Annotated in this window: 20 protein-coding genes; 8 read left to right on the forward strand and 12 right to left on the reverse strand. The window is 60.2% G+C overall.

What is annotated here, in order from left to right; all coding sequences use genetic code 11:
• The 5 genes from FJ423_RS32125 to FJ423_RS32145 form a co-directional block, all read left to right on the forward strand.
• Positions 1-524 (forward strand): hypothetical protein (locus FJ423_RS32125; RefSeq protein ID WP_140847598.1); only part of this gene is annotated, 524 nt, incomplete at its 5' end.
• 128 nt (positions 525-652) lie between these two features.
• Positions 653-862 (forward strand): hypothetical protein, encoded by a 210-nt coding sequence (locus tag FJ423_RS32130; RefSeq protein WP_140847601.1) that lies wholly within the window; start codon positions 653-655, stop codon positions 860-862.
• 165 nt (positions 863-1,027) lie between these two features.
• A complete protein-coding gene (locus FJ423_RS32135) occupies positions 1,028-2,434 on the forward strand; it encodes a cytochrome ubiquinol oxidase subunit I (RefSeq protein WP_140847604.1) in 1,407 nt (468 codons plus the stop codon).
• A gap of 3 nt (positions 2,435-2,437) precedes the next feature.
• Positions 2,438-3,451: a cytochrome d ubiquinol oxidase subunit II gene (gene cydB, locus FJ423_RS32140; protein ID WP_140847606.1), complete on the forward strand. Its 1,014-nt coding sequence runs from the start codon at positions 2,438-2,440 to the stop codon at positions 3,449-3,451.
• A 656-nt stretch (positions 3,452-4,107) separates the two neighbouring features.
• On the forward strand, positions 4,108-6,135 hold the full coding sequence (locus FJ423_RS32145; RefSeq protein ID WP_140847608.1) for an AI-2E family transporter: 2,028 nt from the start codon (positions 4,108-4,110) through the stop codon (positions 6,133-6,135).
• A gap of 227 nt (positions 6,136-6,362) precedes the next feature.
• Here the strand turns inward: FJ423_RS32145 and FJ423_RS32150 are convergent, their stop codons facing one another.
• A complete protein-coding gene (locus FJ423_RS32150; RefSeq protein ID WP_140847611.1) occupies positions 6,363-6,590 on the reverse strand; it encodes a hypothetical protein in 228 nt (75 codons plus the stop codon).
• Positions 6,591-6,702: 112 nt separating this feature from the next.
• On the opposite strand from FJ423_RS32150, the gene FJ423_RS32155 reads away from it, so the two are divergent.
• Positions 6,703-7,143: a hypothetical protein gene (locus FJ423_RS32155; protein WP_140847614.1), complete on the forward strand. Its 441-nt coding sequence runs from the start codon at positions 6,703-6,705 to the stop codon at positions 7,141-7,143.
• 253 nt (positions 7,144-7,396) lie between these two features.
• Here FJ423_RS32155 and FJ423_RS32160 read toward each other — a convergent pair whose 3' ends face one another.
• The 8 genes from FJ423_RS32160 to FJ423_RS32195 form a co-directional block, all read right to left on the reverse strand.
• Complete coding sequence (locus tag FJ423_RS32160) at positions 7,397-7,735, reverse strand: hypothetical protein (RefSeq protein WP_140847616.1); 339 nt, start codon at positions 7,733-7,735, stop codon at positions 7,397-7,399.
• Between the two features lie 18 nt (positions 7,736-7,753).
• The gene (locus FJ423_RS32165; protein ID WP_181174969.1) at positions 7,754-8,314 is read right to left on the reverse strand and encodes an ATP-binding protein; all 561 of its coding nucleotides are present in this window, start codon (positions 8,312-8,314) and stop codon (positions 7,754-7,756) included.
• Positions 8,311-10,680: a SpoIIE family protein phosphatase gene (locus FJ423_RS32170; protein WP_140847619.1), complete on the reverse strand. Its 2,370-nt coding sequence runs from the start codon at positions 10,678-10,680 to the stop codon at positions 8,311-8,313. Before FJ423_RS32170 ends, FJ423_RS32165 begins: the two co-directional genes overlap by 4 nt.
• Complete coding sequence (locus FJ423_RS32175; protein WP_140847622.1) at positions 10,677-11,855, reverse strand: class I SAM-dependent methyltransferase; 1,179 nt, start codon at positions 11,853-11,855, stop codon at positions 10,677-10,679. The genes FJ423_RS32170 and FJ423_RS32175 overlap by 4 nt, the downstream gene beginning before the upstream one ends.
• Positions 11,852-12,373: a ubiquinone biosynthesis methyltransferase UbiE gene (locus tag FJ423_RS32180; protein WP_140847640.1), complete on the reverse strand. Its 522-nt coding sequence runs from the start codon at positions 12,371-12,373 to the stop codon at positions 11,852-11,854. The genes FJ423_RS32175 and FJ423_RS32180 overlap by 4 nt, the downstream gene beginning before the upstream one ends.
• A 107-nt stretch (positions 12,374-12,480) precedes the next feature.
• Positions 12,481-14,172, reverse strand: coding sequence for an EAL domain-containing protein (locus FJ423_RS32185; protein WP_140847643.1), 1,692 nt, complete (start codon positions 14,170-14,172; stop codon positions 12,481-12,483).
• Between the two features lie 337 nt (positions 14,173-14,509).
• Positions 14,510-15,145 (reverse strand): RNA ligase family protein, encoded by a 636-nt coding sequence (locus FJ423_RS32190; RefSeq protein WP_246680371.1) that lies wholly within the window; start codon positions 15,143-15,145, stop codon positions 14,510-14,512.
• Between the two features lie 629 nt (positions 15,146-15,774).
• On the reverse strand, positions 15,775-16,917 hold the full coding sequence (locus FJ423_RS32195; protein WP_140847646.1) for a helix-turn-helix domain-containing protein: 1,143 nt from the start codon (positions 16,915-16,917) through the stop codon (positions 15,775-15,777).
• A gap of 219 nt (positions 16,918-17,136) precedes the next feature.
• On the opposite strand from FJ423_RS32195, the gene FJ423_RS32200 reads away from it, so the two are divergent.
• Positions 17,137-17,439, forward strand: a complete 303-nt coding sequence (locus FJ423_RS32200) for a hypothetical protein (RefSeq protein ID WP_140847628.1) — start codon at positions 17,137-17,139, stop codon at positions 17,437-17,439.
• Between the two features lie 96 nt (positions 17,440-17,535).
• Entirely contained in the window at positions 17,536-17,766 is a 231-nt protein-coding gene (locus tag FJ423_RS32205; RefSeq protein ID WP_140847630.1) for a hypothetical protein, read from the forward strand.
• A gap of 688 nt (positions 17,767-18,454) precedes the next feature.
• Here the strand turns inward: FJ423_RS32205 and FJ423_RS32210 are convergent.
• From FJ423_RS32210 to FJ423_RS32220, 3 genes are all read right to left on the reverse strand, one after another.
• Entirely contained in the window at positions 18,455-19,795 is a 1,341-nt protein-coding gene (locus FJ423_RS32210; protein ID WP_140847633.1) for an HlyD family type I secretion periplasmic adaptor subunit, read from the reverse strand.
• Positions 19,792-21,492 carry a type I secretion system permease/ATPase gene (locus tag FJ423_RS32215; protein ID WP_140847635.1) on the reverse strand — a complete coding sequence of 567 codons (1,701 nt, stop codon included), beginning with the start codon at positions 21,490-21,492 and terminating at the stop codon, positions 19,792-19,794. Before FJ423_RS32215 ends, FJ423_RS32210 begins: the two co-directional genes overlap by 4 nt.
• 172 nt (positions 21,493-21,664) lie before the next feature.
• On the reverse strand, positions 21,665-23,950 hold a 2,286-nt coding region (locus FJ423_RS32220), incomplete at its 5' end, for a VCBS domain-containing protein (protein WP_210239587.1).

The following is a 23,950-nucleotide window of genomic DNA, read 5'->3' on the forward strand; positions in this document are numbered from 1 at the left end:
GAGACGACATCAGCATCGTGGCCAACAATTCCGACAATTGGTATCGACAGGACGAGACTTCAGAAGCCGGCGAAGATACCGCCGCCGGCGCGGGCCTGGGCGCGCTCGTCGGCGGCGCGGGCGGGCTCCTTACCGGCCTCGGGATCATGGCCATACCTGGGGTCGGTCCCGTGGTGGCGGCCGGCTGGCTCGCTGCGACGGCGGTCGGCGCGGTGGGCGGCGCCGTGGTCGGCGGAGCCGCCGGCGGCATCGTCGGGGCGCTTACGGAATCCGGCGTTTCGGAACGCGATGCGCATGTTTATGCCGAGGGCGTGCGTCGCGGAGGCAGTCTGGTGACTGCCAGAGTGGACGATCGGCTGACCGGCGAGGCTGAACGTATCCTGCGCGGCGAGCGTTCGGTCAATCTTGATGAGCGGCGCAGCGTTTATGAGTCCGCCGGATGGACAGGATTCGACCCTGGCGCAGAACCTTTTGATGACATCGAAGCGGAACGCGATCGGGTTCGCCGAACGACACCGCTGTAATCGATGAGGCCCCGTGGAACTCTCCACGGGGCCTTTTCTTCCGGAGGCGGGATTCAGGGACCTAAGCATTTTGTGATTATCGGACCGGCTAGAGCAATATTCTGGCGACGCCAGCAGGAATCGAGGGGATGACCCGGATCGCGACCTTCAACGTCAACGGGGTCAATGGCCGCCTGCCGGTGCTTTTGAAATGGCTTCCCAAGAGGATAGGTAGTCCGCGACGCTGGCGAGCTTCGACACCGTTTCGCGGGCTGTTCGAAGCACAATCTGTGCAGCCTGCCCGAGTCGTCAAACCTGTCCGGCTTGCCTGGCACCGACGCGATGCGATCGAGGATTGAGTCTCGTGGCCTGTTGGCCGGCAGAAAGGGAGGACCCAGCGTAACGTTCGTCAACGCGCTTAAAGCCCGTCGCCGCTCGGCTTTCCGCCTTGTTCGCAATAGTTGCCATGCTATCCTGCCTTCGTGGTGCCTCCGGAACGGGACCAAGTACACGCAAGGCTGTCGATGGAACTCGATCCCCTGCTCCTTTCGCGGCTTCAGTTCGTATGGGTCATCGGCTGGCACATCTTGCTGCCGGCCTTTACTGTTGGTCTCGCGTCCTACATCGCTCTCCTGGAAGGGATGCATTTCTTCACCGGACAGGAGATCTATTTCCGCATTTCAGGCCTTTGGATAAAGATTTTTTCCGTCGCCTTCGGCATGGGCGTGGTCTCGGGCATCGTCATGCCATTCCAGTTCGGCACCAACTGGAGCCGTTATTCTGATGCCACGGCAAATGTCCTGTCGCCGCTTTTCGCCTACGAAGGGTTGACAGCCTTCTTCCTTGAGGCCGCGTTCCTCGGCGTGTTGCTGTTCGGCCGGAATCTGGTTCCGCGTTGGGCACATTTCGTGGCCGCGTTGATGGTAGCCTTCGGCACGTTGCTGTCGTCGTTTTGGATTCTTTCCGCCAACAGTTGGATGCAGACGCCGGCCGGTTACGACCTGGTCGATGGCCGCTTCTATCCGAAGGACTGGTTTGCCATCGTCTTCAATCCGTCCTTCCCCTACCGGCTCGGCCACACGGTCGTCGGTTTCTATGTCACCACCGCTTTCGTTGTCGTAGGTGTGTCGGCCTGGCTGATCCGACGCGGTCGCTCCGTGGTCGAGGGATCTCGCATGCTGTCGATGACGCTCGGGCTGTTGACGATCCTCGTGCCCCTGCAGATTCTGCTCGGCGACGAGCACGGGCTGAACACGCTTGAACACCAACCGACGAAGCTTGCGGCCATCGAGGCGCATTGGGAAACAGAACGACGCGTGCCTCTGGTGCTGTTCGCCCTCCCCGACGAGCAGAACGAAGCGAACCGTTATACGATCGAGGTGCCCCTGCTAGGCAGCCTTGTCCTGACCCACGATCCTAACGGCGAAATCCGAGGCCTGAAGGAATGGCCGCGCGACCAGAGGCCTCCGGTGGCCATTCCGTTCTTTGCCTTCCGCATAATGGTCGGGATCGGCCTTCTAATGCTTGCGATTGTGGCGGCTAGCTGGTGGCTGCGCTGGAAAGGCAGGCTCTACGACAGCGCCTGGTATCTTTACGCATGTCAATGGGTTGCTCCGCTCGGCTTCGTTGCGGTGCTGGCAGGCTGGACCACGACCGAGGTAGGACGCCAGCCTTGGACGGTTTATGGCCTTCTCAGGACTTCCGATTCCGTTTCCCCGTCTTTGGTGGGGAGCGACGTGCTGATCTCCCTCATCGGCTACATGATTGCCTACCTGGTGATCTTCCCGGCCGGTCTGCTGAGCATGGCGCGCTTCGTGCGCAAAGGCCTCGAAGAGGCTGGCATCGAGCCAGAAGAAATCGAAAGCGGCCGACCGAGCGGCCCCGTGCGCGCCCTGCCCGGCTCGGCGCAGCGACATGGAAAGACTGGCTGATCTATGGAGCCGCTGGTTCTCGACTTCGTGCCACTATGGACGCTGATCCTTGGGATCGGCGTATGCTTCTACGTAGTCCTCGACGGCTTCGACCTGGGTGTCGGCATTCTCTTCGGCTTCCAGCCGGACACCGCATCTCGCAACTTGGTCATGAACTCGATCGCGCCGATCTGGGACGGCAACGAAACCTGGCTGGTGCTGGGCGGGCTCGCGCTCCTAGCCGCCTTCCCGCTGGCCTTCGCCATCATCATCCCAGCCGTCTATTTCCCCATCCTGGTCATGCTCCTGGCGCTAATCTTCCGCGGCGTCGCCTTTGAGTTCCGCTACCGCGATGGCGAGCACAAGACTTTCTGGGACCATGGCTTCAGTTGGGGCTCTACCATCGCCACCTTCGCGCAGGGGATGGTTCTGGGCGCCTTCATCCAGGGTTTTCGGGTAGACGGGCGCCATTTTGCCGGGTCGTCCTGGGATTTCATCACGCCCTTCTCGGTCGTGACCGGCCTCGCACTGGTTTTCGGCTACGGACTGCTGGGCGCGGGATGGCTGGTGCTGAAAACGGAAGGCGACTTGCAGATGCGGGCGCGCCATCACGGCCGCTTGTGCTTCCTCGGCGTTTTCGCAGCCATTGTAGTCGTCAGCGTTTGGACCCCCCTGATGAATACCGGCATCGCCTCTCGCTGGTTTTCCTGGCCCAATATTCTGTTGCTCGCGCCCGTTCCAATTCTAACCGCCCTGCTCGGCTGGCTCGAATGGCGCTCGCTCAACAACAGCTCTGAAGTGGCTCCTTTCGCCGCCGCCATTGGCCTCTTCCTGATCTCCTATCTCGGCATCGCAATCAGCCTTTGGCCGATGATCGTGCCGCATGTCTACACGCTGTGGGATGCCGCATCGGCTCCGAGCACGCAGGCATTCCTCGCGGTGGGCACGCTATTTCTTTTCCCGGTGATCCTTATGTACACCGGGTGGTCATATTGGGTGTTCCGCGGCAAGGTGAAGGCGGACATCGGCTACCACTGACGGTCTGCCGCATAGGGTGGCGTGATCTATCATGTCTTTGTAGGTGCGTAGGTCGGTGCACGTGAGCCGGGCGACCCGCAAAGATTTTCCCATCTCTATGCCGACACCGGACTCAACTGCCGGCACCAATAGTGCTGGCGACTGCATGCCTGGCGATAGGGCCAGTGGTCACAATCTTGACCCCGGCAATGTCGCGAGAATACCGGTCCCGATAGCGCACCACATAACGTTCATATAGGGAGTGAGTCATGATAGACGTGGCGGTAGTAGGCGCGATGGTAATGCCCCATAGTAGTTGTCGTCACACCAGCACCGCCGATACCGAGCTGGACGCCTTGGGCGCTGGCCGGCCCGATCGCTAACGCCGAGGCGATGGCGATCATCGAAGCGAGCTTTTCTTTGCCGTCTTCTTTGAGTTTCGAGGAAGCCCCTTTCGGCAAGACAACGGTTCGGGCTGTTCGCATTCCGGGCGCCGGCGGAAACCACTGTTTGACAAAGGCAGGGCCGACCCGCCGGGCCCCTGATCCGGCAAATTGCTCCTCGGCATAAAACCCTGTCCCAAGCTATTTATTAGCGCATCTGCAACCGACCGCGCCACGGCGCGTTGCACGCGGCGAATACCTCGGATCATTGCCAGGCAGTGTGGAGGCTCGATGATGGCGGCCAATCGTCGTAATGGAGTGTCGGAGCCGAGGCTGGCGAGCCTGCTCGCCGCTTCCAGAGGCCATCCGCGCACGGTGCTGCCGACAGTGGCGAGCGTCCTCACCACTGTCGCCGCGCTTTATTTCGGGCGCGAGGTCTTTCTGCCGATCGCGGTCGCGCTGCTCTTGACCTTCGCCATCGCGCCGGTCGTGTCCTGGCTGAAGCGCGCGGGCGTCCCGCGCATCGCGGCCGTCATCACCTGTGTGGTGGGGGCCTTTGCCGCGCTGTCGCTGTTCTCCTTCATCGTCGCCACCCAGGTCAGCGATCTCGCGCAGAACATCCCAGTCTACCAGATCAACATCCTGACCAAGGTACGCGCTTTGAAGGAAAACGGCCTCGGCGGGGGCATCGTCTCGCGCCTCAGTGGCGTCATCGAACGCGTCGGCCAGGAGATCGATCGCCAGGAACCGCAGCTGCCTTCGGCCGCCCAAGCGCCGAAGCGCAATCCGATTCCGGTCGAGGTCGTCGCACATGAGAAGCCACTCGAAGTGCTGCAGAACCTGATTGGGCCGCTGATCGGCCCACTGGCTTCCGCCGGCCTGGTGATCATCGTCGTCATCTTCATGCTGATGGAGCGGGAGGATTTGCGCGACCGCTTCATCCGCCTCGTCGGCTATGGCGACCTCCACCGCACCACGCAGGCCCTGCAGGACGCCGGCAAGCGCGTCGGCCAGTATCTACTGATGCAGTTGGTGGTGAACACCGCCTACGCGGTGCCCATCACCATCGGGCTATGGGTGCTTGGCATTCCCAACGCGCTGCTCTGGGGCCTCCTGGCGCTCGCGCTGCGCTTCGTGCCCTATATTGGGCCGATCGTCGGCGCGCTGCTGCCGCTCTTCCTGGCGTTGGCGGTGGCGCCTGGCTGGTCGCTGCTTTTGTGGACCGTCGCGCTTTTCATCGTCGTGGAGCTCATCACCGGCAACGTCATCGAGCCCTGGCTCTATGGCTCGCACACCGGCCTGTCGCCTTTGGCAATCGTCGTGGCCGCGATCTTCTGGACCTGGCTGTGGGGGCCGATTGGTCTGGTGCTGTCGACGCCGCTCACTGTCTGCCTGGTGGTGCTCGGGCGGCATGTGCCGCAATTCGAGTTCCTCGACGTACTGTTCGGTAACGAACCGGTGCTGGAGCCGCATGCTCGACTCTACCAGCGGCTGCTGGCCGGCGATCCCGATGAGGCAACCGACCATGCCGAGGAGATGCTTGAGGAAAAATATCTGTTCCAGTTCTATGACCAGGTCGCCATCCCCGCGCTTCTGCTTGGCGAGCAGGACCGTGGGCGCGGCGTCATGGATGACGAGCAGCGCAGGCAGGTTGCCGACAGCGCCAAGACGCTGGTCGCCAATCTCGACGACAGCGCCCAGCAGGAGGCCGAGGAGGAAGAGGCAGAGCAGGTGGCTGAAGCGGACGAGAAGGCAACAGACAAGAAGGCGTGGGAGAAGGTGCTTGAAAAGAAGGCTGCCGACGGCAAGCCTTCCGAGGAAGGTGACGACGAGGAAGAAATCGACCTGCCGGACGGCTCCGGCATCGCGGTTCTCTGCACCGGGGGGCGCGGCGAGCTCGATGATGCGGCCGCCGCAATGCTGGCGCAGGTGCTGGAAGTACAAGGCGCCTCGGTGTCGAAGGCGAGCTTCGCAGACCTCGAACCTTCGGCTATCCGCCGCCTCGACCTGAAGGCCGCCAACGCCATCCTCATCGGCTTCCTCAACCGCCAGTCCACCCAGCACGCGCGCTTCATGGTGCGCCGGCTGAAGCGCCTTGAACCGAAGCTGCGCGTCGGCATCGTTTTCTGGTCGGAAGTCGGCAATGGCGATGGCAAGGCCGCGGCCGAGCTCGCCAGCACTCTCAGCGCCGACTTCGTGGCCTTCGACATGGTCGGCGCCGTGACCGGCGCCCTGTCCGACAAGCCGGCGGTCCCGCTCAAACCCACACACCGCCGCCGCCAGCCGGTGCACCGGAAGCAACTGCAGGCTGCCGCGGAGTGAGAGTGGGGCGTCTGGCGTCTGCCAGTCGGCATGATGGTGAGAAAAGAAAGCTCGCGGGACCCGACCCCAATGCCCCCAAGGCCGACAGGGCCGGCGAGATCTACAATCTCACGCCGGACCAATACCGCGAGCGGTTGATCTCCGCCGAGAATATTCCACAAAGGAAAACGCGAAGGTCGAAGCTGAACTGGCGATAGCGAGGGGGTTGCTGCGGGCGGAAGGGCTCTTTAGTTGTCGCCCTTCGCCACCGCGCTTTCGTCGAGTTCGGCTTCCAACCCATCACTCACCGGTTTTGACTCACTGGCAAGCGGCACACCGTCGAAGCCCTGCAGCCAGGCTTCTGCATATTCGGTCCAGTACTTCGGCACCGCGCGATCTTTGCTGTCCTTACGCGCCTGTTGGCCGTACATCCAAGCGTAGGTGACGCGCTCCTGGTCCTTCTTGGCGATCGGCATTGGTGCATTCTCCAACCAAAAATTGCACTCTCACGGAAACCCGAAACCCACGGGTCCGTTCTGGGGGGATGGCCGTCAGTTGAACACGATCCGGCCGAACGAGGACTTTTCCATGAAAATCCATATCATCTGCATGACTGCTTTGTTGCTTTCCCTTTCCGCCGCCTCCGCCTTTGCGGGCTTCAACATGGGAACTTCGGCTCTAGATGATCCGGCTAAAATGTCGCCGTTCTTCACCGACGCCGGCATGAAGACCATAAGGTCTGGCGATGAGTTCAAGAAAGCCTGGATGCAACCAATCTCTTGGATTGTTAAGACCAATATGGAATTGGTATTGCAACCGGTGTCAGGACAGATCAAATTGGTTGCGGAAAAATCTGCTTACGTCTGCGGAAGTGAACCAGGCGATCGGCTGCCCCTAAGCGCGATCTCGCAGTCTAACTCGGTTGGCTCTCGCACGGTCGTGCGGCCCATTCTCGCCGAGACGGACCAAGAGAGGCGCTTTTCCGCCTTATGGGGCGTGGCACCTTCTTCGCCGAGTGCGGCGCAATAGGCGCTTCGTATCTGAGGGAAACGTGGACTTCCCACTGAGGTTTGGTAGCGATCAGCCGCCGCTGTCCAATTCCGTTCCGGTTCGCAGGCAATCAAGATAGGCGCGATAGGCGAAGCTGCGGTCGCGCCCCGCCCATGTGCCGGCGGGCGACGTTTTCAAGTACCCATTTCCCAACAGTATACGTCGGCCGCAGTCCATCGCCGCCTCAACCAGCTGACGACGGAAGAGACGCATTGATGTTCTGACAAGCCGATTAGGTCATCAAAAGCACCAGGGCGGGATGCAGCTTCTTCAGGTTCGGCAATGATTTCGATTGCCAGGGGATGTCGGGCGTTCCGCGCACGATGAGACGAACATCGGGATGCTTGCGCACTTCGATGGTAAATTTCGCCAGCAGATTGATGCCGGAAGAGTTGAGAAAATGAAGGTCTTTCAAATTGAGGGTAATGGTTGAAGGATGTGAGGCAAGGACACTGTTCGCCAAAGCCATGACGGGCGCACCTGCCTCTGAGCTGGCAAGCCGCATTGCACCGTCGAAAAAAATATCGCTTCCTTCAATCCACACCCGGTATTCGTCCGTCTTGATTTCCATGGCTTGGCTTCGTTTTATCTAGTTGTGCGTTTGCGATATCGGAATAGAGGCATACGTCTCCAGGCAGATCCGATCGCTTTCATCGGCGGAGCTGAATACCCAGGCCAGGCGTGCGCCATAGTCGCTCATCAACGTCAGCAATCCCAGTCCGGAGCGCGCCACGTCAGGATTCGCGGCATTTGCCTCAATTCGCTTTATCAGCAGGTCTTTGGGGTCGCCAACCGTGATGTCTGCCAGGAGACTTTGGAACTCAGACGCGTTCTCACCCTCGACGTCGTTCGACACCTTGAGCTTGAAGCACTCCGAATCCATCGACGCCTCGATCACGATTTCACCCCGTGCTCGAAACTTGACCGCATTTTCGATGAGTTCGTTGACCAGATATCCGATGCTATGCCGCACTTCCATGTAGTCATCGCGGGACGACTGAAAGCGCAACGCGAAAAGATCGGCAATGAAGTCCGAGGTCGTGGCACAATGGCGCCAACTCAGGTCGAGAGGTCCGTCGAACAGCCGCAGGCGACTGACACTCTCCTTCATCCCGATTGCAATATCAGGGGTACCGAACAGCGCTGTCATCCTATGTGCCTTATGATCACGAGGGTGATGTCGTCGTGGATCTTCTGGATACCGATATGGGTCATCAGATCATCAATGATCCCGGTCTTGATCTCCTCGGCGCTCCTGCCGTGACGTTTTTGCACGCTCTCGCAGAGGCGCTCGAATCCGAACAGTCTCTTGTCTTCATCTTCCGCCTCGGTCACGCCGTCGGTGTGCAACACGATCACGTCACCGCTGCCGAACGCGATGTCGCGCGTGTCAATGAACTGCGAGATGTCATTCTCCAGACCAACTGGAAGACCCAGATCAAGCGTATCTATGCGTTCGACTTCCCCGCCCGCGCGCATGACGAGAACGTCCTCATGCTGGCCGGACAGCGTTACCCGTTCATCCTCAAAGTCGAGAAAGGCCAGCGAGAGATGCTTGCCGGTGTTCGTCCGCTCGATGTTCTTGTAGATTGCTCTGTTCAGCCGATCGAGAAACTGGTGCGGATTCCCCTCGTTGGTCTCCTGCAACGCGCGTGCAACCGATTGGACCATCAGCATCAGCACGCCGCTCTCGAGACCGTGACCTGTCACGTCGCCGATGCCGATCTTGATCCGTGATCCGTTCTGCAGAACGTCGTAGTAGTCGCCACCGACCTCGTCGGCCGGCCGCATATAGGCCGCGATCTCAAGCCCCGGAATCGCTTCAAGTTCGAACGGTTTCGGCAGAACCATCATTTGGATATGCCTGGCAACGGCGAGCTCGGCGCCGAGCCGGATGTTCTCATCCCGCAGCTTTTCGTTGAGCGCAGAAATCTCCTGATTTGCGTCACCGAGCTCCCTGGTTCGTTCGTCGACGAGCTGCTCGAGGTTTTCGGTGTGAAAGCTGATCTGCTCAGCCATCCGGTTGAAGGCGGTCCCCACCGCTCCGACCTCGTCGCGTGTTGGAATGCTCACGCGCACGGAATAGTCCTTGGACTGCAGCCGCTGGGCGGCGCTGGCAAGCGCCCTGAGGCCGGCGGTGATCCGCTTCGAAATTCCGAGCACGGCCGCAAAGACAATCAGAAGCGAAACGAAAATCGCGCCTACCTGAAAGAGCAGGATGCGATTGGTCGCGTGCGAAATACTCTGCTGCGCAGCGAACAGGGAGGCATAGATCTCGCGTTCGGGAACGACGATCCCGACTGACATCGTTTCGGCCTTGATCGGTCCCGAACTCCACAGATTGGTCGGCTTCAACCGCTTGAGGACGACTATGTAGGATACTCGTTCGCCCTTGTTGTCGAGCATGATATGCTGAATGACGCCGTCATTGTTCTGGTCGAGTGGCAGCGACGCGATAGCCGGCTGCGTACTTCCCCGCAGCGACCTCTCCAGGCCGGTGACGCCCTGCGTGCCGGCATCGCTTGACGAAGTCAGCCCGATGATCGCCTGGCCCGACGGATTTATCGCCACCACGTTGCCGGTCGACATGGTGAGGAAGCCGAACCCGGTTTGGGCGATCTTCACGCGCTCGACGACCTCCGCGAGTTGGTCGAGAGTGATGTCGGCACCCGCTACACCGGCGATACCGGTTCGATGGCGCGTCCATAGCGGGTGGAAAAAGCTGACGATCAGCTTTCCCGTGATTGCATCGGTGTAAGGCGCTGTCTGAGTGATGTCGTCGTCGACCGGACGCAAGGCCGGATCCTTGGCCCATTGCTGCCATGACCCATAGATCCCGGGAAAGAAGAACTCCCAGAACTCCGCCTTGTTGTGACCCGGATAGAGTCGGTCGAAGGTCTGCGCCTGGTCCGTATACGGCACCGTCCTGAAGATCGGCCGTTCCTTTGGACCAATATAGTACATCTGGAGTTTTGGCGATCCGCTGGCCATGAGGGCCGGCGCGACGAGATCGATCACGGTACTGTCTTCTATTTCCCGCTGAACGCTGGGCAGCGGAGTGTGGTCGGCGCCCAGGAGGTAGCCCCAGACGCTTATCACAGAAGGCGTACCCGGCAGGTTCTGCGCCCAATCGCCCTGCGCGTCATAGAAGACCTTCACCGACGCGGGTGCTTGATGCGAAAGGGTTGCTCCGACCTGTTGCTGCCTCGTCGGATCGTCGATCTGGGCCTGCAGCATGCCAGCCAGCGCCTTCACGTCGCCATGGACCCGATCGAGCAGCAGGTCGACACTTGTTGCTGTCGACTGTGCGTAGGAGCGAATGTATTCCTGGTTCGCGGTCGTCAGGCCCTCGCCGACTTCCGATGTGGCGTCACGCGACAGCTTTTGCACGTTCCAAAGCGCCAGACCGCCGCTCAGCAGGAGGTCGAAGAGAACGGCGCCGCCAACGACCAGTACGAATTTCGCTCGAAAGGAGCGCAGGCCGAAGTGCGGTGTGGGCTCGTTGTCGGCTTTCATTGCGGTCGTCTTCCCGAGGCGACCCAGATCGGCCAGCCCGCATAGCCCTTGGGGTGGAGCGCGGCGAAAATGTGGTCCTGGAAGCCCTGCCGGAACCGCGCGATGAACTCCGGTCCGTCGCCGCGTTTGGTCGCCATCTCGCCCGCATATACATCCGCCCAGGCTTCAACGACATCGGCGAAATCCTGCGGATCGCCGTCCAGGTTGGTGGCCATGAAGGATTCGACGCGGATATCCTCGAATCCGGCCTCCATGAGGTATCGTCTACTCTTCGGCCCAAGCTCGACGTCCATCTCGAAATGCGCGAACAGCTTCGCCACCTCGTTGTAGGTCCACCGGATGCTTTCGGCGCGCGGCTCGCCAAGGCAATGCGAATTCTTCTCGTTGGTGATGTAGACCCGCCCGCCTGGCTTGCATATGCGATAGAGTTCCTTGAGGATGAGTTCCGGTCGATTGAAAATTTGTAGGGAGTGCCTGCAGGTGACTAGGTCGAACTGCTCTTGGTCGAGCAGCATTTCCGACGCATCGCCATAGGTATATTCGATGCCCCGGATATCGAACTCGCGCATCACCCGTCGAGCATAGTCCAGGCTCGACATGGAGTGGTCGAGCGCGACGATGCGCGATGGCTGAAACTCTTTCTGCACGAGAACGGCGAAATCGCCGATCCCGCAACAGATGTCGGCCATGACGATTCCAGCCCTCATGCCGTGTCGCGGCAGGATGGCGCGCTCGTGGCGCCAGGTCATCTTTGTCTGCGTGCGCAGGATAGGAACGAACCCGCCTTCCTCGAGGAAGCCCTGGCCTGGATAGAATTTGCTGTCATACTCCTCCACCGTGATGTTTGGCTCGATTCCGCTCAAGCGACCGAATTTTCGTGAGGTCCATCCGACGACGCTCGACGTGATGACGACAAATTTGAGATCGGGTCGAGCGCGGCAGGCGTCGATAATGATCCTCGAAAAGGCATGGAAAGCGGCGTTGTTCATCTGCGTCAGGCGTCTGACATTCACATAGAGAACGCCGCGTACACGGCCGATCGCATCGCGTAGCAATGCCAGGCTGGGCCCAAGCTCATCGATTGCCTGCGGCCGAACCACCCCGGATATGGAGAACTCCTGGTTGTTCGCGTCATATTGCGCCTTGAAGCGCGGGAGAAGGTTGTAAGGGCTCAATGCTGCAGGCCCTCAAGTGGAAGCTCGACGACGAGCTTGATCGTATCGCTTTCGGCCTCCTCGACCCTGAGTGTCGCGTTGTAGTCGACAGCCAGTTCCAGGAGTACGACCTCCCTGCTAGGCGCCAGATCTCCAGACACGGAATTGAGATATCGCTCTCTGGCCTCAAATCCGGCGGCTTGCGACACCGCTGCTTGGTAGAATTGGCGCTCCTCCGGCATACAAGGAAATGTCAGCTCGATCCTGTCCGTCGTGCCGTGGCGAGAGACCCTGCATGCCAGTTCGCCATCGGCGTGGCGCGTACGAAAAGCGACCTCCAGCACCTCGTTGAACGCAGAGGAAAACAGATTCGAATGCCGGACCGAGTCTGATCTGTTTTGACTGATCATCCGCGCCATGTATGTCGAGACATAGTCGCAGTGTTTCCAAGCGGAGACAAAAGTTTTGATCTCCATGTCGATCTGGATCATCGGCTCAAAAATCGGCTCGCCAGCCGGTTCGTGACGAACAGATCCCATCAGCATCCTCCTGACTTCCGAAACGGAAATCTGACCGCCTCGTGACGAGTTTCCGCATTGCGCGGTATCCAGCTCGATCGTTTTCACCCTCCACGAAGAGTGCAGGGCTACAGCGCCCGATTTGATTCCTCCATCGCTCGCACCCCCTTCGACGGCGACCGCGTGATGAAATCGCTGGTTGCGCCGGCTCCGAGCGGCCGCCCCAGGAAATTACCTTGCAGGCAATCGCAATTTTCCTTGACCAGCCACTGTACCTGTGCCGAAGTCTCGACCCCTTCGGCGGTGACGCTTATCCCCAGGCCATGTGCCAGATTGATGATCGATTGCACGATCGTTTGGCTCTTGGGATCGGTTTCCAAGTCCGTGATGAAGTATCGATCTATCTTCAAGGTGTCGAATGGAAAATTCTTGAGATAGCTCAAGGATGAGTAGTACGTTCCAAAATCGTCTAGAGAAATTCTTATTCCCAGCACGTTTAAAGTATTTAATGTATCGATGTTGTCGATAGTCTTCTCGAGAAGGACCGTTTCTGTTATCTCAAGCTCAAGCCTTTCGGCTCGAATTCCAACTGCGTCGATGATTTGAGCGACCGTATCTGTCAACGAACCGCTCAGAAACTGGGCCGGAGACAGGTTGACTGCGACTGTCAATGAGGAAGGCCACGTCAATGCCTGACGACAGGCTTGCTCGAGCACCCATCGTCCAATCTCGTCCATCAGACCGTCGGCTTCGGCGATCGGAATGAACACACCGGGCGGGATGATGCCGATCTCGGGGTGTCGCCAACGCAGCAGCGCTTCGAAACCGATCACTGATGAAGGAGGCCGGATGAGCGGCTGATACTCGATATAGAGCTCGCCCCGCTCCAGCGCAGTTCGAAGGCTGCGCCTGAGATTCTCGCGTTGCTCGAGCAAGAGCAGCATCGTGCGATTGAACGTTCGGGCGCAGCCGCGTCCATCCGTCTTGGCTGCATAAAGAGCGATGTCGGCGGCTTTCATCAACTGCTCGCCGTCGGTCCCGTGCTCCGGCCCGAAAGCAATTCCGATACTTGAACCGACGAAGACGGGAATGCCGTTGATGACGAAGGGGTCTTTGAAGGCATTGACCAGGGATCCGGCGAGGCGCTCAGCTTCCACGGGCTGCTCCTTGCCCAATTGGATGACAGCGAACTCGTCACCGGCATACCGGTATGCAGATTCGCCATCCTGCAACGCATCGCGGATTCGACCTGCCGCGAGCTGCAGAAGCGTGTCGCCCGCTCCATGGCCGAGCGTGTCGTTGACCGACTTGAAATCGTCAAGGTCGATTTGGAGCAGGGCGGCTTTCGGCTTTGGGCCGCCGATTGCCGCCAGCGCTTCCTGGAGTCGCTCTCCGAACCGCCGTCGATTCTGCAGCCCGGTAAGCACGTCGTGGGTCGCCTGATGGAGCAGAATTACGTGCTCCTGCTCCTCCACCGCGTTGCGCCCTCCCTGCCCCTGTGATTCGATGATTCCGACACCATCTGCGGTGCCGAAGACGAAAATAGATCTAGGCGCTTCGCCCGATGTTCGCGGCAATTCGATGCTTGCCGCGGCCCCCCCCTGAAATACCCGGAGAAATTCGTCACGGCACCTACTATCGAGGAAGCTCGGGTAGATTTCCCAAATGGCGGCGCCAAGCGCCACCGCACCTCCGTACAGGCCTTTGAGCCTCGCTGCGTAGTGCGTTAGCCGAAAGTCGCGATCGTAGAGCGACAAAAGTTCAGTCGTATTTGCCAATAGGTCAGCGAGAAGCGCTTCGCCGGCACGTGAAACATCGATCGAGGAAGACTTCTCACTCTCTGTGCCGACGCCTGATGCCTCTGGGCGCAAAAGCCACCTCCATAGGCGGTGTAAATTAGCGTCCCCCAGATTAGAAATAGCATAAGTAACAAACTTGGCAAACTTTCAACTCGCCGGTTCAACAAGCAGAGCGCGCCACACCGCAGATGCATGCTCCACTGCTATTGTCGGCAGTTTATCCACATGCTTAACACCTATGTTTATTAAGAAATTGTAAATTAGCAAATGTTAAAAAGCGCCGCATTTTATTCGAACTGCAGCACTATCGGGGACGGCGTCGCTCTGCAGGGCTGTCCCAGTAACTCAAAACCGGCTTTCACGAATATTCGATCTTCAGCCATGTTTTCGATGGTCCGCTCCTGTAGGGGCTGTCGGAACGTTTGGAGACAATGCCACGAGGCCCTATCTTCTCAGTGACGCCAAAGACCGCCAGCGCACTGCGCTCAAAATGCTCGCTGTATTGGATCTTCCCCAGGCCAGGTTCAACCAGTTGCCGCAGGACGTGCTTGCGCAGCAACAAAGGTAAAGGGGTAAGATTGCGGCCGTCGAGATGAAGGAGATCGAACGCGACGAACACCAGTCCGCTCGGCTCGTTCCAGATCGCGGCTTCCAGCGCAGCGGACTCGGGCGTGCCCCGTCCACCTGACACAATGACCTCGCCGTCGAGAATTGCAGCCCGGCATGTGAGGTCGACCGCTAGCGCAATGGGCCAGTATTTTGTCGTCCAGTCACGGCCATTCTTGCTGTAGAGCCGCACGCCGCCCTTATCGATGATGATCTGCGTCCGGTAGCCGTCGAGCTTGACCTCGTGGACCCACCCGTCATCTTCGGGCGGCTGCTCGACAAGAGTTGGCATCTGCGGCGGAATGAACGCCAGCCGTTCGCCGTCCACCTTGTCACGCTTACCCAACACTCCACCATCTTTGACGGATAGCGGTGGCGCGAGCGGCACAGACGATCCGGCATCCCAACTCGGACACCGGCCGCCTGTGCCGAGCCCCCACTAAGCCATTCTGCGACGGATTGAACACCGGCCGGTCGCCCCCCGGCCATTGGTATGCTTACTCAATACGCTACAACGTTTGACGGACTGAGGTGGCGCGAGCGGCACAGGCGATCTGCTGTCCCCACTTGGACACCTGCCGCCCGTGCCGAGCCCCGACTAAGCCATCGAGCCCCCACGAAGCCATCTTGCGGCGGAATGAACATCAGCCGACCGCCGCCCCCGGCCTTCGCACGCTAAACTCGATTTACGCCACCACCTTTGACGGATAGCGGCGGCGCGATCGGCACAGGCGATGCGATATCCCCCCAACTTGGAAACCTGCCGCCTGTGCCGAGCCCCCGCTAAAGCCATCGCGAACAAATACGAGTAACGTCGCGTTGTCGTTAGCTGCGCATCCAAATTCTTATCCAGGCGTACATATCTCGATATCGGCGGCATCTTTCGCTCAGGGCTGCGCCATTTGGTTGCCGTCCCCACGCAGTCTCTTGCCCCGCAGGGAATTGCCGCTGGCATCCAGCAGAATTGCGCGAGGCATTCTGATGAATGTCGCCGATCTCAAACGGCGCTGCTTGTGCTCAGCTTCCAAGCGCCTTGAGCCATCCTTCAAAGGAGGAGGCCCTCTCATGCTCGCCAAGCGAAACAGAGGGGGCGGGGCGCGGCAACACTGTCGTCCTGCGCCCTTCGCGGGGGCTGTAACCGAACTCCTTGCTGAATGCTCGGCTGAAATTTGCTGCTGAACTGAAGCCAAAGGCTTCCGCAATTTGAACGATGCGCCGGCTGTCCGCCGGATCGCTGAGCGCAACATGGGCTGCCAAAAGTCGGCGACTTTGAATGTAATGGAGCACGCCACCGCTCGGTTCGAACAACTGATAGAGACGAGATCGAGAAACCCCAAGCGCCCGGCACATTGAATCCGGCGTCAAACGAGTCGCGTCGAGGTTGTTTTGGACGTATCGACGCGCCCGTTCCATTAGCGCGACACTCGTCAGTTGTTCGGCCGCGGCCGCATTTTCGGCCCGAGGCGCGAGGCACGCAATGATCATGCTGCGTGTTGCGTGTACGATGCGGGGCAGGTCGTCCGCAGTGAGACTGCGCAGTCTTGTCACGATGCTGTCGATGTAGTCGATCAGAAGGTTAGCAAAGTTGCCGGAAAGAATTGAATTGTTGTTCGCGTCAAGGGTTGCCGCCGCGTCGGCGAACAAATCACGCGGCAAATACAGAATGAGACCTTCCGAATCCGTTGTCCTGCCGCGAAACGGGTAGCCCAGCGATCTGATCTCAAGTTTGCCCGGTTGTCCCTCGGCGACGCGGCGATCGACCTCCGTCCATGACCGGCCAGTATGTGGCAAGACGACATACCAGTGATCGATCGAGCTGGAGCGAAGTTTGGCGGCGGAACGGACGTAACTATGCGCCGGCGTCCGCTGTTCAACGATCAGCATGCCACCCAGATTCCAGGCCGTGTGGGCGGCGGGGAAGCCATCGTCCAGCGATTTGTTATCCGGCAACCTGAGCTCGACAAGCGGTGCCACATGTGCTTGCCAAGCAGGAAATTGGTCCTTCGGTGCCAGGTCCAGCGTCGAAAAGGCCAGTGGCTCCAGCGCCGGCGCGACTGGCTGAGCCGCCACGCTGTCAGGTTGAGCGTCGCGAGGCCAACGACGTCGCTCACGCTCCGGCGCCTGCCCTGTGTGCGCCTCGTCCTGCTTGTTAGCGTCCATCGCGCGGGGTGCCATATCCGATTCCGGTATGCCCATGCCCCCCGCAATCATGTGGTGTATGCTGGGCATCTGGCAAGCCCGTCGGCCGGATCATCGATCACGCTGAGTTGCAGCAAGAAATGCATCCCGTGATAAGTTTCTGGATGCGAGGCTAACGACAGAATTCAGAGTGGTTCCTATAGATTCCGACGTCGTGAAAGTGACGTGAGGAGACCACGAATGAACGAAAAGGTTAAAGGAGAAGCTCGCCGCAAGATAATTCTTGATGGATACGTCAATAACGAACCCTTGAAAGACATTGCGGCAAAGCTCGGATGCTCACTGGCGAGTTTGAAAGTCAGCGCCAGCAAGCTTGGATGCACTCGAACTCCAAAAGAGGCGGCCGAATTTCGGCGCGGCTTTCGTATACCGGAAAGTAAACGGCACGACTATTACCAACTGATGACAGCCGGGCAATATAGGTCTCGCGAGTGCGCGCAGATTTTGGGATTACGGATGATCCAATCGCCGAGTATGGAATGACGTGACTAGAGAACTGTAGACAACATCGTGCAAGCCTCGGTGATACAAGCCCGCCGCCAAAGCGTGGGCGGCGGGCCCTTGAAAAGGTTCGCTCAAATGCTGCGTCAGCGTTTCAACCGTACCTGTCTTAGCCCTCTCGGTATGGCTGTTTGCGAACGCGTGTTCAATCAGGTCTGCGCGGATGAACGCCTCGATCCTTTGGACCCGAACGCAGAAATTTTGGCGGTATTGGTCGTGGCCATTTTTCGGAATGCTCATACGAACGAGCGCGAGTTGCTGGAGGCAGTCAAATCTCGCCGGCAAAAGGTCATGGTTACCGGCCGATAGTGTACTGTCCTGCGAGTCATGAAATGATCAAACTGACTCGGAACAAATCGCGGCGGGCTGCGCATACTTGGGCCTTAACGGGGTCTAAAAAGTTTTGGGCCAACGCCATTTTTCGATACAAACAATGGTCATGGTGGGCCGCAGGGCGTGGTTGTGGCCTTGATTTCATTGCGTTTTTCCTGGCTCAAAATCACGAAGCTTCCCGTATCATTCCGTATGCTTCCGCGAACAACCAGCCAGCTACTTACCGAAAGTCTCCATCGCCTCGGCTCAAGAGTTGGCCCATAGGTTCAAATCACGGAGTTGATTCGAGGCCGAGATTCCGCGGTTGAAAACTCCCCTCAGCACACGAACGCAGCGCTGTTGACGGTGTCCCTCGACCGTCTCGCCCCACCCAGCCAGTGCCGATCAAGGTTGCACCGTGTCGGATTCAGAATTTCCAATCTCCTTCGCAAACGCGAGCAATTCGGCTGGAGGTGCCAGGCAGAAAGTTCAAAGAGCCTCCAGTGTGGCGGGCGTTGCGCGCCAATTCCAGCAAGTGCACGCCATCCTCCCTGTATGATTCCTCGGCCTCGCTATGCCGCTCGATCTCATGGAGAGGCGCGTCTGCTTGAATTGCGCAGTATACTTCTGACAGAAGCAGACCTTCGGCAGGCGCCAACATCGCATGCGGTGATAGTAGCGTGGCCTATTTCTGCCGGAACGCGGTGTGCAGCGACGCCGTCAGTGGTCCCAGAACATAATCCAGCGCGGTGCGTTCCTCGGTCACGATCGTAACCTGCGCCGGCATGCCGGGATAAAGCTGGATCTGTGGTGTCGCGGCGAGTTCCCGCTGGTCCACCGCAATGTCGGCCACATAATACGGAAAGCCAGTCTTGGCGTCGGTCACACGGTCCGCCGATATGCGAGTAACGCGGCCGCGGATGACCGGTGTCGTGCGCTGCTTATAGGAGGTAAATCGGACCTCGGCCGTCATGTCCTGGCGCAGGCTGGATATGTCCTCGACCCGGACCTGGGCCTGCACGATCAGCGAATTCCTCGTCGGCACGATGTCGAGGATGGTCTGGCCGGGAGTGACGACCGCGCCGGTCGAAAAGACCGTCAGGCCCATCACCTGGCCATCATAGGGCGCGCGCACTTCGGCCCGGTCCACGGTGGCTTGCGCGGCAAACATCTTCGGCACAAGGTCGGAAAGGTTCGACTGCGTGTCGATCAACATGGCCGACAGTTTGGCGCGACGCTCATTGGTCAGCTGCGCGATCTGACTTTCGAGTTCCGCCTTGTTTTGGCGATTCCCGGCAATCTCGCCGAGCGACTGGTCTATGAGGCCCTGCAGATCGGAAGCAGAGCGGTCGAGTTCGAGGATGCGGGTGCGCGTCGTCAAACCGGCCTTCAGCAGCTTGTTTAAACCCGCTTTCTCGTCAACGGTCGACTTGAGCTGCGCGCGGTAAGATTCCACGCGCGCCTCCTTGCCCTCGATCTGCTCCTCGAGTTCGGCGATCCGCTTTTGCAGGATCTTCGTGGCGCCGGCCATCGAGGCGCGCTGGCTCTCGAGGTCGGTGATCTGGTTGGCCATTGCGTCCTGCAGATAGCCCTGATGCTCAGCGGCAATATCCTTGGGGAAGGCGACCGCCGCGCTGCCGTTGAGCTCGGCGCGAATGCGGGCATCCGTTGCGCGCAGCAGCGCATATTGCTGGGAGTAGAGGTTGAACTCCGAACGGGCCCGTGTGTCGTCGAGGACGATCAGAAGATCGCCTGCCTTGACGATGTCGCCGTCCTTCACGCGGATTTCCTTCACGGTGCCGCCGTCGAAATGCTGGACGCTCTTGCGATTGCCCTCGACCTTCACCATCGCGTCGGCAAGCACGGCGCCGTTGAGGGGCGCGATCGCCGCCCAACCTCCGAACACGCCGAAGAATGCAAGGATGATGAACAAGCCGACCCAGACCGGCCCCCGGATCGAATCCGCGTCGGCGCCCGCGTTGATGACGTCGGGCAGACTGCGGTAGGTGGCGGCGACATCGCTCATTGGGTTGCCACTGCCATCGGCGCGGCGCGCTGGTTGAGCAGCGCCACGATCTCGTTCCTCATGCCGAAGGCCTCGACACTGCCATCCCTGAGGAGCAGGATTTTGTCGACATTGGCCAAGGTCGAAGGCCTGTGCGACACGATGATCACGGTGCTGCCGCGACGCTTGAGCTCCAGCGCGCATTCGGCCAGCGCGCGGTCGCCGTCGGCGTCAAGGTTGGAGCTCGGCTCATCCAGTACGATGAGGTTTGGCGTGCCGAAGACGGCGCGCGCAAGCGCGATGCGCTGCCGGTAACCGCCCGACAGCACTGCGCCGCCTTCGCCGATCTGTGTCTCATAGCCTTGCGGCAGGCGGATGATCATTTCATGCACGCCAGCGAGCCGAGCGGCCTCGATCACCTCGCGGTCGACATCCGTTTTGAAGCGGCCGATATTGGCGGCCACGCTGTCGGAAAACAGCTCGATGTCCTGCGGGAGATACCCGATATGGTCGCCGAGCGCTTCCCTGCCCCATTGCGTCATGTCGGCGCCATCCAGCCTGACCGTGCCCCGGCTCGGCTGCATGATGCCGGCGAGATGACGGGCGAGCGTCGACTTGCCGGCACCGGACGGTCCGACAATGCCGAGAGCCTCGCCGGCCTCAAGCTTGAACGAGACATCGCGCAACAGCACCTTCTGCAGGTTCGGAATGGCGAAGGTAAGCTGTTCGACCGCGATCTTGCCGGTGGGCTTTGGAAGGTTGAACGAACGTTCCCCTTGCGCACCGCCGTCAAGCAGCTTCTCGACCCTTCCGAGCGCGGCACGCGCCAGGATCAGGCTGCGCCACAGTCCGACGATCTGCTCGACCGGCTGCAGCCCCCTGCCCAGAAGCAGGCTAGCCGCGAACATCGAGCCGCCGGTGATCTGCCGCTCGATGACCAGATAGGCGCCGAGGCCGAGGATCAGCGACTGCATGGTAAGGCGCAGGAAGCGGATGATCCCCGACATCAGCGCCGCCCGATCGCTGGCCCGTGCCTGCCGGCGGAGCGCCATGCTGCGGTCGCGCCCCCAGCGGCGGACGAGGCTGTCGATCATGCCCATGGCGCGGATGACTTCCGCGTTCCTCAAGCTCATTTCGGTGAAATTGTAGTTCGCGGTGGCGAGGTCGTTGGCCTGCTTCAGCGGTGACCTGACGATGTATTCGTTGAGCACCGCCATGGCGATGAGGATCAGCGACGAACCCAGCGCGAAGAAACCCAGCCAAGGGTGCAGAAGGAAGATAACCCCGATATAGATGGGCGACCACGGTAGATCGAAGAGGGCATGGATGCCGCTGCCGGTGATCACCTGCCGGAACGTGTCGAAATCGCGGATCGGCTGGCTTTGCGCAGCGCCCATTGACGGAGTCTCGACTGAGGCCGCCAGGATCCTGGCCGAAAGCAGCCGGTCGAGCCGGGCGCTGGCGCGCGTCAGGATCGCGGCGCGCACGAGGTCGAGGCCGGCAAGCGCCAGGAAAGCGGCCAGCAGCACGAGGGTGAGCATCACCAGCGTCGTCTCGCTGCCGCTGGTGACGACACGGTCGTAGATCTGCAGCATGTACAGCGGTGACGCTAGGTAAAGCAGGTTGATCGCCAGGCTGAACACCGCCGCGAACAGAAAATAGCGGCGACAAGCGAGAAGCGCTTCCCTGACAATCTTGGATTTTCTGTCGAGACTCAAAATACCCAGCGGAGAACCGCCCCCTGTCCAAACTGCGTGCCCAAACCGATCCTACTCCCGAGCCAAGCGATCCGCTCGTAAACCTTGCGTAAACCTTAATTGGTAAGCTTGAATTCTCGGCTGCCGGGGAACGAGGTGAGCCGCGCGTGGCCGCGGGCTCACCTTCTTTCCATCATACCGTGAACTCGCTCGTTCCACCGCCGACCCCGATTAGCGTGAATTCCGCCGGGTTGTAGGCCACGACGGTGTGCCCCTGACCGTCATCAGCGAGCTTAAAGCCGTTCGCATCGTAAGTGCCGAGCAGGTGCAGCGTGGCATTGTGCGTACCGTCCGAGACAGTCAATGTGCCGCCGCTGCCATCCTGGCTCGCCTGATACGCGACCGTCGTTCCGGTACCGAACAGGATGTCGTTCAGGTCCAGCTTGTCGTCGTTGGTGATGCCGCCGATCCGTCCGCTGTAGTCGAAGGAGTCGTCGAGCTCCAGCGTGCCGGCCGCATTCTGCGCGAAGGTGACATCGGTCGAGGAGGCTGCGCCGAATTCCAGCTTCGAGAGGTTGCCGATCGTGGCATCGCCCTCGCCGGTGACCGCGCCGTGGATGGCGATGTTGCCGCCATTGGCCCACAGCATGCCGGAATTCGCGACACCGCCGGCGACGACCAGGCCACCCGAACCGGTTGCCTCCAGAGTGCCGGAATTGGCAACCACGCTGCCGCCGGTGTCGATGATCAAGGCATTCGAGCCGGAGGCGATGATCGTCCCCCTGTTGTCGAGGCCGAGCATGCCGTCCCCCAGCTGGCCGGCGCCCGAGATGGTGTTGTCGACATTGGTCAGCGTGACGTCCGGACCGGTGCCGGAGACGATGTTGAAGGCACTGTCCGAGAGGACGACCTGCCCGCCGCCCTGCAGCGTCACGCCGTGCTGGATGACCTGCAGTAGGGTTTCGTCGCCGGTCGAGTTCAGCGCAATGATGCCGCTGTTGTTGACTGTGCCGCTCAGCGGCAGCAGGGCGCCGTCGCCAATCGTCATGGTGCCGGCATTGTTGACCACCGGCGACTGGTCGAAGACGAAATTGCCGACGCCGAGCGCGGAGGAATGCACGCCTTCCAATGTGATCGACTGGCCGTTGGCGAGCGTGATCACCGCATTTCCGCTGGCGTCGTCGGCGGTATGCGCCTGGACGTCGGCAAAGCTCTGGAAGCCGGAATAGCCGATGAGGTCGATCTGGTCGGCGGCTGCGTCGAAGCTGTACACGGTATCGTTGCCGATTGGCTGCGAGAAGACGAAGAGATCGTTGCCGCTCGAACCGGTCAGCACGTCATCGCCCGACCAGGCGAAGACCGGCGACCCCGGTGCATAGGCCTCGACGTTGTCGGCGATGAACGCGCTGCCCGTCGTGCCGTCGGCATTGGTCCAGGTCATCTGGACATCGAGCACCGCTGCGCCCACGAAATCGGCCGGCGTGGTGACCGTCAGCTCGTGCACGGCGGTGGACTGCACCGTCCATGACCCGTCGGCGTTCTGCGTGGCCCCGTCGATGGTCCAGCCGGACGGCAGATCCTTCACCGTGACGGTAACGGCCTGGCCGTCCGATGGGTCGGTAAGCGCGAGGTTGATCGGCTCACCGGCGCTGCCGGCGGGCTTAAGGCCGCCTTGCGTCTTGGCGGCATTGGTATGGCCCAAGCCATCCGAGAACGCCCCACTGTCGATCGTAAGAGTGTAAGACGATCCGTTGCTGCTACCTGCGCCTTTGTCCACTTGGAATGTGTAATGTGTGGAATCGATGAAACTGCCGGTGCCGTTGATTACTGTCACATTCGGCAAACCGGAAACGTGCATCACGTCCGATAGATTGACAAAATTTGCGGTGACGGGAGCACCGAACGTTATCGTCACCGTACTGGGTGTCGCATTGTTCCCCTGTTTTCCATCCACGACCGCGGTGATCAGTGTTTGGCTGACTTCGTCGGTTCCATTCACCGTCACCGTCACGGTCTGGGTATCGGAGGCCGCGTTGTTGTCGGTGCTTTGGACCGTGTAGGTCAGCGTTAGCGATTGGCCCGCGGCAAGATAGTCGAACGCCTGCGTTCCCGAGTTGAAAGTCCAGTTGAGGTTGTGGGTGTCTGTCGGATTGGCGGCCAGGCCCGATGTCGGTGCGACGGCCAACATGGCGAGAAGCTGGGCGTTGGTGAGACCAAGGCCGGCCGTCGTTCCCGACGCCACGACAGCCGTGACCGACGAACTCACCGTGTCCGATAGATCAGCATCGGTGACGGTCAGCGTGCCGTTTGTCGATAGACCCGCATTGGTCTCGGTCAGGGTCGCCGACGCCGTGTCAGGCGTTCCCGTCGCCACAAGATGAATATCGGGCGCGTCGTTGGTGCCATTCACCGTCACCGTCACGGTCTGGGTATCGGAGGCCGCGTTGTTGTCGGTGCTTTGGACCGTGTAGGTCAGCGT

This window comes from Mesorhizobium sp. B2-8-9 (genome assembly GCF_006439475.1).
GTDB lineage: Bacteria > Pseudomonadota > Alphaproteobacteria > Rhizobiales > Rhizobiaceae > Mesorhizobium.

Coding starts and splice junctions, on each gene's coding strand:
- FJ423_RS32130 (WP_140847601.1), top strand. CDS start 653: ATGACCCGGATCGCGACCTTCAACGTCAACGGGGTCAATGGCCGCCTG.
- FJ423_RS32135 (WP_140847604.1), top strand. CDS start 1,028: ATGGAACTCGATCCCCTGCTCCTTTCGCGGCTTCAGTTCGTATGGGTC.
- cydB (WP_140847606.1), top strand. CDS start 2,438: ATGGAGCCGCTGGTTCTCGACTTCGTGCCACTATGGACGCTGATCCTT.
- FJ423_RS32145 (WP_140847608.1), top strand. CDS start 4,108: ATGGCGGCCAATCGTCGTAATGGAGTGTCGGAGCCGAGGCTGGCGAGC.
- FJ423_RS32150 (WP_140847611.1), bottom strand. CDS start 6,590: ATGCCGATCGCCAAGAAGGACCAGGAGCGCGTCACCTACGCTTGGATG.
- FJ423_RS32155 (WP_140847614.1), top strand. CDS start 6,703: ATGAAAATCCATATCATCTGCATGACTGCTTTGTTGCTTTCCCTTTCC.
- FJ423_RS32160 (WP_140847616.1), bottom strand. CDS start 7,735: ATGGAAATCAAGACGGACGAATACCGGGTGTGGATTGAAGGAAGCGAT.
- FJ423_RS32165 (WP_181174969.1), bottom strand. CDS start 8,314: ATGACAGCGCTGTTCGGTACCCCTGATATTGCAATCGGGATGAAGGAG.
- FJ423_RS32170 (WP_140847619.1), bottom strand. CDS start 10,680: ATGAAAGCCGACAACGAGCCCACACCGCACTTCGGCCTGCGCTCCTTT.
- FJ423_RS32180 (WP_140847640.1), bottom strand. CDS start 12,373: ATGGGATCTGTTCGTCACGAACCGGCTGGCGAGCCGATTTTTGAGCCG.
- FJ423_RS32195 (WP_140847646.1), bottom strand. CDS start 16,917: ATGGACGCTAACAAGCAGGACGAGGCGCACACAGGGCAGGCGCCGGAG.
- FJ423_RS32200 (WP_140847628.1), top strand. CDS start 17,137: ATGAACGAAAAGGTTAAAGGAGAAGCTCGCCGCAAGATAATTCTTGAT.
- FJ423_RS32205 (WP_140847630.1), top strand. CDS start 17,536: ATGCTGCGTCAGCGTTTCAACCGTACCTGTCTTAGCCCTCTCGGTATG.
- FJ423_RS32210 (WP_140847633.1), bottom strand. CDS start 19,795: ATGAGCGATGTCGCCGCCACCTACCGCAGTCTGCCCGACGTCATCAAC.